Raw genomic sequence first — 13196 nt, 5'->3', positions numbered from 1 at the left:
GCACGGCACCCACCGCACCATCCCGCACCAGGAGGAATCCATGAAGCTCCGCCGCCCCTCGACGCGCTCCCCGCGCGCCTCCGCCCTCCGGCGGACCCTCGTCGCCGGAACGGCGATCGCGACCGCCGTCGCCCTCTCCGCGTGCAGCGGCGGATCCGTCACGGGCAACGTCGACGACGCCACGGGCCGCACGACCATCACCATGTGGAACCAGGCCACGGGCGACGCGGCCACCAAGCTCACCGAGCTCGTCCAGCGCTTCAACGACGCGCAGGACCAGTACACGGTGCAGTCGCAGTTCATCGCCTCGGAGGGCTTCACGGCCCGCATGGTGCAGGCGCTCTCGAGCGACCAGGCGCCGAACCTCGTGATCAGCGACTCGGAGCCGTCGTCGCTCGGCGAGTCCATCGCGACCGGCAAGATCGTGCCGCTCGACGACAAGCTCGGCACGGGCGACTACGCGCTCAGCGCCGACGACATCCCCGAGGGGATGCTCGCCTCCGGGCAGTTCGACGGCACCACGTACGCGCTGCCGACCGACGGCGGCGACTACGCGATCATCTACAACAAGAAGATGTTCGCCGACGCCGGCATCACCGACACCCCCACCACCTGGGACGAGCTCGCGGCCGACGCGAAGACCCTCACCAAGGACGGCCAGTACGGCGTGTACCTGCCCATCGGCAGCAACGAGTGGCCCGTCTTCACCTTCCAGTCGATGCTGTGGAGCGCCGGCGGCGAGTTCCTGAACGAGGACGACTCGGAGGTCGCGTTCGACTCCCCGGAGGGCGTGAAGGCGCTCACCACCTGGACCGACATGGTGAAGGACGGCGTCGCGTATCCCTCGAGCGCCGCGGACAGCAACCAGAACCAGGGCGCGCCGTTCTTCAACGCGGGCCAGTTCGCGATGTTCATCGGCGGCGCGTACAACCTCAGCACGGTGCAGGAGGGCATCGGCGCCGAGAACGTCGGCGTCTTCACGTTCCCGCAGATCGACCAGCCGGCGATGAACACGGGCACCAACGTCTCGTACATCACGAAGGGCACGCCCGAGCAGGAGGCGGGCTCCTACGCGTTCCTCTCCTGGTTCATGCAGCCCGACCAGCAGGCCGAGTGGGACATCGCGAGCGGCTACCTGCCGACGAACACGAAGACCGAGGCGTCGGACACCTACAGCGCGTACTTGAAGGAGAACCCGCTGATCCAGGTGTTCGTCGACCAGCTCGACTACGCGCGCTCCCGCCCGTCGGTCTCCAACTACGCCGAGGTGAGCGCGGCGCTGGGCGCCGAGCTCGAGAAGGCGATGCTGCTCAAGACCTCTCCCGAGGACGCCCTGAAGGCCGCGGCCGCCGCGGGCCAGGCGGCGCTCGACGCGGGGTGATCCGCGCCCGCTGATCCGCCGACGGCGCGGTCCCTCACGCGAGGGGCCGCGCCGTCGTCGCGCGCCTAGGCCGTGACGCGCTCCGCGAGCGACGCCCGCCGCAGCTGCTCCACGTCCGCGTGCACGTCGTCGACGCGCACCTCCGCGACGTGCGACGGGTCGTGCGCGCAGCGCTCGGCGGTCCAGCCGACCTGGGTCACGTCGACGCCGCAGACGGGGCAGCGCGTGGTCCAGCCGATGTGGATCCGGTGCCGCGTGCGCCCGAACGCGGCCGCGTTCACGACGTTGCCGAACCAGAACACCCCGACCGTGCGCGCGCCGACGGCCTGCGCGAGGTGACGCGGGCCGCTGTCGTTGCCGAGCACGACGTCGGCGTGCGTGAAGAGGCCGGCGAGCTCGCCGAGGTCGAGGGAGTCGGCGAGCGAGGTGATCCGCTCGGCCTGCTCCGCGGGCAGGCCCTCCCGGCCGAGCGCGACGATGCGGTCGGCGTCGGCGGCGTCCGTCGCGTCGCCCACGACGACCACCTGCGCGTCGTCGGCGGCGGCGCGGCGCGCGACCTCCGCGAACGACTCGACGGGCCAGCGGCGGCGCGGGTCGGTGGCGCCCGGGTGGATCACGAGGAGCCCGCCGGGCGCGCCCGTCACGCGCTCCGCCGCCGCGGACCGCTCGGCGTCGGTCACCTCGACGACCGGCTCCAGGTCGGCCGCGGGCGCGCCCGCGAGCCCCGCGACCTCGAGCCCGCGCAGCACCTCGTGCTGGTAGTAGACGTACGGCATCACGCGCTCGAGCGGCTCGGCGTCGTCGGTCGCGGTGCCCACGGTGTGCCGGGCGCCGAGCCGCAGGAGGAACGGGTTGGAGTTGCGGCCGCCGCCGTGCACCTGCACGGCGAGGTCGAAGCGGCGCTCGCGCATGCGGGCGGCGAACGCCTCGATCTCCTCCGGGTCGGGATCCGTGCCCGGCACGTCCCGCACGCCGTGCGCCACCGGCAGCACCTCGATGTCGTCGGGCCCGCCGGGCCGGCCGCCGAGGAGCGCGCGGTGCAGCGGCGTGCCGAGCAGCGTGATCCTGGCGCCCGGGTACGCGGCCCGCAGCGCCGCCATCGCGGGCAGCGCGAAGATCAGGTCGCCGAGCCCGCCGCCGCGCAGCACGGCGATGGAGCGGACGTCGGGGAAGGTCTCGTGGAGCGGGGCGACGACGGGCACGGGGCGGCCTCCAGTTCGAGCGGGTGGGTCCCTCACCCCGTTCCCCACCGCGGCCTCATCGAAACGGCCGTGGCGACCGCATCGAGACGGCCGCGGACGGATCGCGGATCAGCGCGCGTCGGCCCGCGGCGCCCCCGCGCTCTCGCGCACCACGAGCCGCGTCGGCACGATGCGGTCGCCCGAGGGCTCGCGGCCGTCGAGCATCTCGAGCAGCACCTGCATGGAGCGGCGGCCGATCTCGGTGAAGTCCTGGTGCACGGTCGTGAGCGGCGGCCAGAACGAGCTCGACTCCTCGGTGTCGTCGAAGCCGACCACGCTGACGTCGCCGGGCACGTCGCGGCCGAGCTCGTGCAGCGCGTGCATGATCCCCAGGGCCATCTGGTCGTTCGCGGCGACGATGCCCGTGATGTCGGCCCGCCGGCCGAGCTCCTTGCCGATGCGGTAGCCGGACGCCGTCGTCCAGTCGCCCTGCGCGGGATCCTCCGGGGCGAGCCCCGCGTCGATCATGGTCGCGCGCCACTCGGCCGCGCGGCGGGCCGCCGAGTAGGAGGTGGAGGGACCCGCGACGTGCACGATCGCGGTGTGCCCGAGGTCCAGCAGGTGCTGCGTGACGAGCCGCGTGCCCTGCTCCTGGTCGGTGTCCACGACCACGAAGGGGTCGCCCGCGTCGGAGTCGATGATCACGACGGGCAGCCCCACGGGGATGATCACGTCGGCCCGGTCGAGCATGTGCGCCTCGATGATGATGACGACGCCGTCGACCGCCTCCTCCTGCAGCCGGCTGAACGCCCCGGCCACCTCGCCCTCGGTGGGATGCGGCACCGGCATGAGCGTGATCGTGTACCCGGCGCCGGACGCGGCCGTGACGATCGCGTCGAGCGTGCGCATGTTCCCGAGGGTGGAGAGCGTGAACATGATGATGCCGATGCTGCGGAAGCGCCCGGTCTTCAGGGCCCGGGCGGCGCTGTTCGGCCGGTAGCCCAGCTCGGCCATCGCGTCCATCACCCGCTGCCGGGTCGAGGCCTCCACGTTCTGCGCCCCGTTCGACACCCGCGACACCGTCTGCGCGGACACCCCGGCGTGCGCGGCGACGTCCGCCATCGACACGGTGCGGCCGCCGGGCGTGCGCCGGCCACCCGACTTGACGGCCGACGGTGGAGATGTCATGGTTGCGAGCATCACAGATGTTTGCGCAAACACCCAATCCTCCCGAATGGGGTGACGGCCCGCTCCCGGGCTGACTGCGCCGCGATCCCCCGACGAAGTGGAAGCACATGACGACGATGTCGACCTCGGCCGCCCGGCCGAAGGCTCCCGACGCGGCCCGCCCCAGCGGTCCCCCGATGCGACGCGACAAGCGACGCTGGACCGGACTGGGCTTCGTCGCCCCGTTCCTCGTGGTCTTCCTCGTCGTCCTCATCGCGCCCGTCGGCTACTCGATCTACCTCAGCCTGTTCCAGGAGCGGATGATCGGCGGCAACTCGTTCGTCGGCATCGCCAACTACACGCAGGCGCTCAACGACCCGAAGTTCTGGGACGCGCTCGGCCGCGTCGCCCTGTTCCTCGTCGTGCAGGTGCCGATCATGCTGCTCATCGCGCTGTTCGCGGCGCTCGCGCTCGACTCGGCCCGCCTGCACTTCACCGCGTTCTTCCGCATCTCGATCTTCCTGCCCTACGCCGTGCCCGCCGTCGTCGCGGCCCTCATGTGGGGCTTCATCTACGGCAACCGCTTCGGCCTCGTCGGCAACATCGAGCAGGCGACCGGGTGGGACCTGCCCGACCTGCTCTCGCAGAGCTGGATCCTCGCGTCGATCGGCAACATCGTCACGTGGGAGTTCGTCGGCTACAACATGCTGCTGTTCTACGCGGCCCTCCGCGTCATCTCGCCCGACCTCTACGAGGCGGCCGAGCTCGACGGCGCGGGCCCGTTCCGCATCGTCACCGGCATCAAGCTCCCCGCCATCCGCGGCGCGCTCGTCATCGGCGTGATCTTCTCCATCATCGGCAGCTTCCAGCTCTTCAACGAGCCGAACATCCTGCAGACGCTGGCGCCGAACGGCATCAGCTCGTTCTTCACGCCGAACATGTACGCCTACAACCTGTCCTTCGCGGGACAGCAGTTCAACTACTCCGCCGCCATCGCGATCATCATGGGCGTCCTGACGATGGTGGTCGCCTACGTGGTGCAGCTCGTCGGCACCCGGAAGGACAGCTGACCGTGTCGACCCTCACCGGAACCCCCCTCGCCGCGCCCGACGCCGGCACGCCCGTCCTCGACGCCCCGGCGGACAAGACGCCCAAGCGCCGCAAGAGCGCCGGCGCCCCGCGCGAGCGCCGCAGCATCGTGCTCACCATCGTGATGTCGCTGCTGCTCATCTACTCCGTGCTCCCCCTCTTCTGGCTGCTGGTCAACTCGACCAAGACGCAGGACGCGCTGTTCAGCTCGTTCGGCCTCTGGTTCTCGGGCGACTTCGCGCTGTGGGACAACATCCAGGGCGTGCTGACCTACGGCAACGGCGAGTTCGTCCGCTGGCTCGGCAACACGCTGATCTACGTGGTCGTCGGCGCGGGCGGCGCGACGCTGCTCGCCACGCTCGCGGGCTACGGCCTGGCGAAGTTCGACTTCCCCGGCAAGAAGATCGTGTTCGCGGTGGTGCTCGGCGCCGTCGCGATCCCCGGCACGGCCCTCGCGGTGCCGACCTTCCTGCTGTTCAGCCAGATGGGCCTCACGAACACCCCGTGGGCGATCATCCTGCCGTCGCTCATCAGCCCCTTCGGGCTGTACCTCATCTGGACCTACGCGGTCGACTCGGTGCCCACCGAGATCCTCGAGGCGGCGCGGATGGACGGCTCGAGCGAGATCCGCACCTTCTTCACGATCAGCCTGCGGCTCCTGTCGCCCGGCCTCATCACGGTGCTGCTGTTCTCGATCGTCGCGACCTGGAACAACTACTTCCTGCCCCTGATCATGCTGAGCGACTCCCGCTGGTACCCCCTCACGGTGGGCCTCAACCAGTGGAACGCGCAGTCCACCACCGTGGGCGGCCAGCCGATCTACAACCTCGTCATCACGGGCTCGTTCCTCGCGATCATCCCGATCGTGATCGCGTTCCTCTTCCTCCAGCGCTACTGGCAGTCCGGCCTCTCGGCCGGCGGCGTCAAGGCGTAGGACCTCCCGACCCACCTCCGCACCACCCACACCACCACGAAGAAGTGAAAGGCACCACCATGTCCATCTCGTTCCCCCGCAGGGCGAAGCGCGCGATCGCGCTCGGCCTCGGCATCGTCCTCGCGGGCTCCCTCGCGGCGTGCTCGTCCGGATCGGGCGGCGCCAGCGCCGACACCGCCTCCGCCGACGACCTCGCGAAGGCCCTCGACACGCAGTCCTCCATCACCGTCTGGGGCTGGGCCCCCGCGATCAAGCCGATCGCCGAGGCGTTCGAGAAGGAGCACCCGAAGATCACGGTCGACGTGCAGAACGTCGGCACCGGCGCCGACCAGTACACGAAGCTCCAGAACGCCATCAAGGCGGGCAAGGGCGCTCCCGACGTAGCGCAGATCGAGTACTTCGCGATCCCGCAGTTCGCGCTCGGCAAGTCCCTCGCCGACCTCTCGGGCTACGGCTACACGGACCTCGAGGACCAGTTCACGGCGTCCACCTGGAACGCGGTCACCGAGGGCGACGCCCTCTACGCGCTGCCGCAGGACTCGGGCCCCATGGCGATGTTCTACCGCCAGGACGTCTTCGACAAGTACGGCATCGCCGTCCCCACCACGTGGGACGAGTACGTGGCCGCCGCGGAGAAGATGCACTCCGCCGACCCGAACCAGTACATCACCAGCGACTCCGGCGACGCCGGCTTCACCACGAGCATGATCTGGCAGGCCGGCGGCCACCCCTACAAGGTCGACGGCGACAACGTCACCATCGACATGCAGGACGCGGGCGCCAAGAAGTACACGGCCATGTGGAACCAGCTCGTCGAGAACGGCTCGCTGGCCCAGACCCCCGGCTGGACCGACGAGTGGTTCCGCGGCCTCGGCGACGGATCCATCGCCACGCTGATCACCGGCGCCTGGATGCCCGGCAACCTCGAGGCGCAGGCCACCGAGGGCTCCGGCCAGTGGCGCGTCGCCCCCATGCCGCAGTACACCGCGGGTGACACCGCGACCGCCGAGAGCGGCGGATCCTCCATCGCCGTCATGCAGCAGTCCGAGAACAAGCTCGTCGCGGCGGAGTTCGCGAAGTTCACCACGGCCGACGAGCAGGGTCGCCAGATCTCGTTCGACGCCGGCGGATTCCCGTCCACCACGGCGGACCTGAACAGCGACGAGTTCCTCAACGAGACGCCGGAGTACTTCGGCGGCCAGAAGATCAACGAGGTGCTCAGCGAGGCCTCGAAGAACGTGGTCCCGGACTGGCAGTACCTGCCCTTCCAGGTCTACACGAACAGCGTCTTCAGCGACTCGGCCTCGTCCGCGTACTCCAACGGCACGTCGCTCGACCCCGTCCTCGAGGCGTGGGGCAAGGCGGCCGCCGAGTACGGCCAGCAGCAGGGCTTCACCGTCGACGTGAAGTAGCAGCACCCGTTCTCGAGAGGGGAGGTGCGACGCGAGTCGCGCCTCCCCTCTCCCATGCCACGCCCGCACCCCGCACCCCGCACTCCTGAGGACACGACCATGCCCGGCCTCCCCGCCACCAGCACCCGCTTCCGCATCGGCGCCGACGACTTCGAGCTCGACGGCCGACCGCACCGCGTCATCGCGGGCGCCCTCCACTACTTCCGCGTGCACCCCGACCAGTGGGCCGACCGGATCCGCAAGGCCCGCCTCATGGGGCTCGACACCATCGAGACGTACGTCGCCTGGAACGCCCACTCGCCCGAGCGCGGCACCTTCGACACGAGCGCCGGCCTCGACCTCGGCCGCTTCCTCGACCTCGTCCACGCGGAGGGCATGCACGCGATCGTGCGCCCGGGCCCCTACATCTGCGCCGAGTGGGACGGCGGCGGGCTGCCCGGCTGGCTGTTCGAGGATCCCGCCGTCGGGGTCCGCCGCAGCGAGCCGCTGTACCTCGCCGCGGTCGATGAGTTCCTCCGCCGCGTCTACGAGATCGTCGCGCCGCGGCAGATCGACCACGGCGGGCCCGTGATCCTCGTGCAGATCGAGAACGAGTACGGCGCGTACGGCGACGACGCCGAGTACCTCCGCCACCTCGTCGACCTCACGCGGGAGTCCGGCATCATCGTGCCGCTGACGACCGTCGACCAGCCGACCGACGAGATGCTCTCCCGCGGCAGCCTCGACGAGCTGCACCGCACGGGATCCTTCGGCTCGCGCGCCACCGAGCGCCTCGAGACCCTGCGCCGCCACCAGCCGACCGGCCCGCTCATGTGCAGCGAGTTCTGGGACGGCTGGTTCGACCACTGGGGCGAGCACCACCACACGACCTCCGCGGCCGACGCCGCCGCCGAGCTGGACGCGCTGCTCGCCGCGGGCGCCTCCGTGAACATCTACATGTTCCACGGCGGCACCAACTTCGGCTTCACGAACGGCGCCAACCACAAGGGCACCTACCAGTCGCACGTCACCTCGTACGACTACGACGCCCCGCTCGACGAGACCGGATCCCCGACGGAGAAGTTCTTCGCGTTCCGCGACGTGATCGCCCGGTACCGGTCGGTGCCCGACGAGGTGCCCGCGGGACGCGGGGACGCGCCCGCGTTCGAGGTCGCCTTCGACGCCGTCGCACCGCTCGCGGACCTCGTGACGGACCCCGCCGGGTGGCGCGCGACGTCCGCCGTGCCGTCGATGGACGAGCTCGGCGTGTTCCGCGGGTTCGCGCTGCACCGGGTGGAGCTGCCCGCGTCCGACCGCACGCGCGTGCTCGCGTTCGGCGAGGTGCGCGACCGGGCCGTCGTCTCGGTGGACGGCGTGCGGATCGGCGTGATCCAGCGCGACCAGCACGAGACCGCGATCGCCGTGCCACCCGGCCGGATCCTCGAGATGCTCGTGGAGGACCAGGGGCGCGTCAACTACGGCGTGCGGATCGGGGAGGCGAAGGGGCTCATCGGCCCGGCGACGCTCGACGGCGCCGAGCTCACCGGGTGGGAGAGCCTGCCGCTCGACCTCGGCGCGATGGCGGCGTCGGTTTCCTCGGCGGCGGCCTTCGCCGCGTCCTCCGCCGCGGAGCCGGTCCGCTTCCTCGACGGGCCGGTGCTGGCGCACGCGTCCTTCGAGTTGGACGCGCCCGCCGACCTCTTCCTCGACACGCGCTCCTGGGGCAAGGGCGTCGCGTTCGTCAACGGCTTCGCGCTCGGCCGCTACTGGACCCGCGGGCCGCAGCACACGCTCTACGTGCCGGGCGCGCAGCTCCGCGCGGGCCGGAACGACCTCGTCGTGTTCGAGACGGGCGCGGCGGCGGATCCGGTCGTGGCGTTCCTGGCGCAGCCGGAGCTGGGGCACCTCGAGTCGTAGGGCCCGCCCCGTGTGAGAGCCACGGGAAGTGGGTACGGGCCGGGTGGCGCGCGAGCGCCCCCGCCCGCGCATCCCCGCGGGCCGCCGACCCCGCGAGGAGACCCGTGACCACAGACACCGCACTCGACATCGACGGCCTGATCGAGACCGAGGTCACCGAGGCCGGACCCGGGACGCTGCGGATCACGGATCCGCGCGACGGGTCGCTCGTGGGCGACATCGACGCGTCGACGCCCGACGAGGTCCACGCCGCCGTGCGCCGGTCGGTGGACGCCTCCGCCGCGTGGGCCGCGATGCCGCCCGCCCAGCGCGGCCAGGCCGTGCGCCGCGCCGCGCACGCCCTCGCCGAGCGCGCGGAGGAGCTGGCCGAGCTCAACGAGCGCGAGACCGGCAAGCCGCGCGGCGACGCGCTCGGCGGCGTCGGCGCGGGCGTCGACACGCTGCTGCAGTACTCCGAGCTCGGGCCGGTCCACCGCGGCCGGTCGCTGCTCGGGACGCTGCCGAACGTGGACTTCTCGGTGCCGCGTCCGCGCGGCGTCACGGTCGCGCTCACGCCGTGGAACGACCCGGTGGCGGTGGCCGCGGGGATCATCGGCGCGGCGCTCGTGATGGGCAACACCGTGATCCACAAGCCGAGCGAGCGCTGCCCGCACACCGGCGAGCTGCTCGGCCGGATCCTCGCCGAGGCCCTGCCCGACGGCGTGCTCGTCTCCGTGGTCGGCGGCGGCGACGTCGGCGACCAGCTCGTCGCGCACGACGACACGCGCGTGGTCGCGCACGTCGGATCCACCGCCGCCGGCGAGGCCATCGCCCGCCGCGCCGCCGGCACGCCCACGCACGTGATCCGCGAGAACGGCGGCAACGACCCGCTCCTCGTCGACGCGGGCGTGGATCCCGCGTGGGCCGCCGCGCAGGCCGCCCTCGGATCCTTCGCCAACGCCGGCCAGATCTGCACCTCGGTCGAGCGGATCTACGTGCACCGCGACATCGCCGACCGCTTCACCGCCGCGCTGGTCGCGGAGGCCGAGCGCTGGAACTCCTCCGGCGAACTCGGCCCGCTGGTCGACGAGCGCATGCGCGATGCCGTGCACGAGCAGGTGTCCGAGGCGCTCACGGAGGGCGCCCGCGCGCTCGTCGGCGGGCACGTGCCCGACGGCCCCGGATCCCGCTACCCCGCCACCGTCCTCGTCGACTGCACCGCCGACATGACCGTGATGACGGCCGAGACGTTCGGCCCGGTCGCGGCCGTGCAGGTCGTCGCGGACTTCGACGAGGCGCTCGCCCGGGCGTCCGACGACCGCTACGGCCTCGCGGCGAGCGTGCTCACGGGGTCGATGGAGCACGCCCAGCGCGCCGCCGCCGAGCTGCCCGTCGGCACGATCAAGGTCAACGGCGTCTTCGGCGGCGCGCCCGGCGGCGCGGCGCAGCCCCGCGGTCGCAGCGGATCCGGCTTCGGCTACGGCCCCGAGCTCCTCGACGAGATGAGCACCACGACCGTCGTGCACCTCGGGCTACCCGTGCTCGACGCGGGCGATGCCCCCGCCGCGACCACGCCGGCGGAGGCCGCATCCGGCTCCGCGCGGGCGGGCGCGGGCGACACGCCGCTGGTCGACGCGCCGGTCGAGCCCGCCTCCGCCGCGGACGACGCGCGATGACCAGCGAGCTGCGCGGGATCATCGGCCTCCTCGCCGAGCGCCGCCCGACTGTCACGGTCATCGGCGACGTCATCCTCGACGAGTGGTGGCGCGGCCACAGCGACCGCATGACCCGCGAGGCGCCGGCGCCCGTCGTGGACGTGACCGAGCGGATCCAGTCGCTCGGCGGCGCCGCGAACACGGCCGTGAACCTCGCGAGCCTCGGCGGCACCGTGCGCATGGTCGGCCTCGTCGGTCAGGACGCCGCGGGCGACCGCGTGCGCGACCTGCTCGCCGCGGCCGGCGTCGACGTGTCCGGCCTCGTGCACTCGCCGCGCCTGCGGACCACCACCAAGACGCGCATCGTGGGCGACGACCAGGTGATCGTGCGGGTCGACGACGTGCACCGCGGATCCATCCACCGGGACGACGCGCGCGCCCTCGCCCGCGCCGCCCTCGAGGCGACCGCGGGCGTCGACGCCGAGATCGTCTCCGACTACGGCACCGGCACGCTGCACGGCGTGGTGCTCGAGTCGCTCGCCGCGCGCACGAGCCGCCCCGGCCTCACGGTCGTGGACGCGCACGATCCCGCGCTCTGGGCCCCGCTCCGCCCCGACCTCATCACGCCGAACGCGGGCGAGGCCGGGCGCCTCGTCGACCGGCCGTTCGCGCGCGACGAGGATCGGGCCGCCGTGGTCGCCTCGCTCGGCGACCGGATCCTGGCCGCATCCGGATCCGCGACCGCCGTCGTGACCCTCGACCGCGACGGCACCGTCGTGCTCGGCGCGGGCGAGCCGTACCGCACGCGCGCGCACCCGGTGCCCGAGAAGCAGGCGTCCGGCGCCGGCGACACCTTCGTCGCCGCGCTCACGCTCGCGCGCGCCGTGGGCCTCCCGCTCGCGGTGAGCGCCGACTTCGCGCAGGCCGCGGCCGACGTGGTCGTGCGCCTCCCCGGCACCTCGGTGTGCTCCGCCGCGACCCTCGCCGACCACCTCGGCGAGACGCGCTCGCGCACGGTCTCGCAGGCCGAGCTCGTGGCCCTCGTCGCGGGCGAGCGCGCCGCCGGCCGCCGGATCGTCTTCACGAACGGCTGCTTCGACGTGCTGCACCGGGGCCACACCACCTACCTGCGCCAGGCCAAGCGGCTCGGCGACGTGCTCGTGGTGGCGCTCAACAGCGACGACTCGGTGCGGCGGCTGAAGGGATCCGACCGGCCGGTGAACACGGCCGAGGACCGCGCGGGCGTGCTCGCCGAGCTGTCGTGCGTCGACGTGATCACCGTGTTCGACACCGACACCCCCATCCCGCTGCTCGAGGCGGTGCAGCCCGACGTCTACGCGAAGGGCGGCGACTACACGCCCGAGATGCTCGACGAGACCGACGTGGTGCGCGCGTACGGCGGCGAGGTGTCGATCCTCGGCTACGTGCCATCGCAGTCGACGAGCTCGATGGTGGACCGGATCCGCGCCTCGGCACCCGACCCCGGCTTCACCCGGCCCGCGGGGACGGCCACGTCGGCGCCCACGCAGCCGGCGGCGCCCGCGGATCCTGACGGCTCCCCGTAGATCGCGATCCTCCCCCTGCCCACTGCTCGCCCGCGGGAGTCGACTCGACGGGAGGGCGACGCCGCCCGAACCCCGACGAGAGGACACCCCATGGCCATCAACCCCATCGAGCTCCAGAAGCACCTCAGCGGCCTCGACTACCCGGCATCCAAGGACGCGATCGTGAAGAAGGCGGAGGAGTCGGGCGCCGACTCCGACACCCTCGACGCGCTCAAGGGCATCGCCGACAAGGAGTACGACGCACCGACCGCGATCAACGCGGCGGTCTCCGACGCGAGCTGATCCCGCTCACCGCGTGACGCGCACGGCCCCGGTCCTCCTCGTGAGGACCGGGGCCGTGTCCGTCCCCCGCGCGCTCAGGCGATGAGCACGCGCTCCCGCGGCAGCTCGGCCGCGACGGCCGCGAGCGCGTCGTCGAGGCTGCCGAACCAGTCGCACAGCCCCGGCACCGGCCGCATGCGCATGAGCTCGACCCGGCCGCCGCGCCGCTGCGCGTAGGCGATGATCCGGGTGGCGTCGGAGGCGGCGATGCGCGCGTCGCACACCCGCCACTCGGTGGCGCTGAGCGCCACCACCTCGAGCCGCGCGTCGATGCCTGCCATGGATCCCCCGTCCTCGCGGGGAGACCTCCCCGCCTGCACGAAGCTACGGCCGACCCCCGACGCCGACCCCGGCTCGGGAGAGGGCCGTGCGGAATCCGACGCACGCGCACCTCGGGAGGAGGAGCGCGGTCCGCCGGATCAGGGCCGGTACTGCTGCGGCTTGTCGAACCCCATCGGATCGCCGTTCGACGGATTCTGCCCGCTGCTGCCGATGCGGACCTTCCCGAGCACGTAGAGGATCCGCATCAGGACGCGGCCGAGGAAGCGGAGGACGGGCATGCCCCGACCGTAGCGGCGTCGATCGGCCGGGCGGAAGGCGCCGGGCAGGATGGGGG

The 13196-nt window shown here is 72.4% G+C and carries 12 protein-coding genes; 8 read left to right on the top strand and 4 right to left on the bottom strand.

Features of this window, described 5'->3' with window-relative positions:
* Window positions 1-40: 40 nt before the first annotated feature.
* Window positions 41-1381: an ABC transporter substrate-binding protein gene (locus FGI33_RS14605; protein WP_119434923.1), complete on the top strand. Its 1341-nt coding sequence runs from the start codon at window positions 41-43 to the stop codon at window positions 1379-1381.
* 65 nt (window positions 1382-1446) lie between these two features.
* Here FGI33_RS14605 and FGI33_RS14600 read toward each other — a convergent pair whose 3' ends face one another.
* A complete protein-coding gene (locus FGI33_RS14600) occupies window positions 1447-2583 on the bottom strand; it encodes a glycosyltransferase family 9 protein (protein WP_237582071.1) in 1137 nt (378 codons plus the stop codon).
* Between the two features lie 108 nt (window positions 2584-2691).
* Window positions 2692-3750 carry a LacI family DNA-binding transcriptional regulator gene (locus FGI33_RS14595; RefSeq protein ID WP_237582070.1) on the bottom strand — a complete coding sequence of 353 codons (1059 nt, stop codon included), beginning with the start codon at window positions 3748-3750 and terminating at the stop codon, window positions 2692-2694.
* Between the two features lie 107 nt (window positions 3751-3857).
* Between FGI33_RS14595 and FGI33_RS14590 the strand changes: the two genes are divergently transcribed.
* The 7 genes from FGI33_RS14590 to FGI33_RS14560 all read left to right on the top strand — a co-directional run bounded on the left by FGI33_RS14590 (window position 3858) and on the right by FGI33_RS14560 (window position 12541).
* Complete coding sequence (locus FGI33_RS14590) at window positions 3858-4799, top strand: carbohydrate ABC transporter permease (protein WP_119434516.1); 942 nt, start codon at window positions 3858-3860, stop codon at window positions 4797-4799.
* A 2-nt stretch (window positions 4800-4801) separates the two neighbouring features.
* A complete protein-coding gene (locus tag FGI33_RS14585) occupies window positions 4802-5752 on the top strand; it encodes a carbohydrate ABC transporter permease (RefSeq protein ID WP_119434517.1) in 951 nt (316 codons plus the stop codon).
* A 59-nt stretch (window positions 5753-5811) separates the two neighbouring features.
* A complete protein-coding gene (locus FGI33_RS14580) occupies window positions 5812-7164 on the top strand; it encodes an ABC transporter substrate-binding protein (protein ID WP_119433918.1) in 1353 nt (450 codons plus the stop codon).
* Between the two features lie 99 nt (window positions 7165-7263).
* Window positions 7264-9060: a glycoside hydrolase family 35 protein gene (locus tag FGI33_RS14575; RefSeq protein ID WP_119434518.1), complete on the top strand. Its 1797-nt coding sequence runs from the start codon at window positions 7264-7266 to the stop codon at window positions 9058-9060.
* A gap of 104 nt (window positions 9061-9164) precedes the next feature.
* Entirely contained in the window at window positions 9165-10715 is a 1551-nt protein-coding gene (locus FGI33_RS14570) for an aldehyde dehydrogenase family protein (protein WP_237582069.1), read from the top strand.
* Entirely contained in the window at window positions 10712-12259 is a 1548-nt protein-coding gene (gene rfaE2 / locus FGI33_RS14565) for a D-glycero-beta-D-manno-heptose 1-phosphate adenylyltransferase (RefSeq protein WP_237582068.1), read from the top strand. The genes FGI33_RS14570 and rfaE2 overlap by 4 nt, the downstream gene beginning before the upstream one ends.
* A 90-nt stretch (window positions 12260-12349) precedes the next feature.
* Window positions 12350-12541, top strand: a complete 192-nt coding sequence (locus FGI33_RS14560) for a DUF2795 domain-containing protein (RefSeq protein ID WP_119435336.1) — start codon at window positions 12350-12352, stop codon at window positions 12539-12541.
* 74 nt (window positions 12542-12615) lie between these two features.
* Here the strand turns inward: FGI33_RS14560 and FGI33_RS14555 are convergent, their stop codons facing one another.
* Window positions 12616-12861: a hypothetical protein gene (locus FGI33_RS14555; protein WP_119403058.1), complete on the bottom strand. Its 246-nt coding sequence runs from the start codon at window positions 12859-12861 to the stop codon at window positions 12616-12618.
* Between the two features lie 138 nt (window positions 12862-12999).
* Complete coding sequence (locus FGI33_RS14550; protein ID WP_182623350.1) at window positions 13000-13140, bottom strand: hypothetical protein; 141 nt, start codon at window positions 13138-13140, stop codon at window positions 13000-13002.
* Window positions 13141-13196 lie beyond the last annotated feature (56 nt).

Origin of the sequence: Clavibacter phaseoli, assembly GCF_021922925.1 — a bacterium.
Lineage (GTDB): Bacteria > Actinomycetota > Actinomycetes > Actinomycetales > Microbacteriaceae > Clavibacter > Clavibacter phaseoli.
This window is presented reverse-complemented; position numbering and strand designations above follow the sequence as displayed.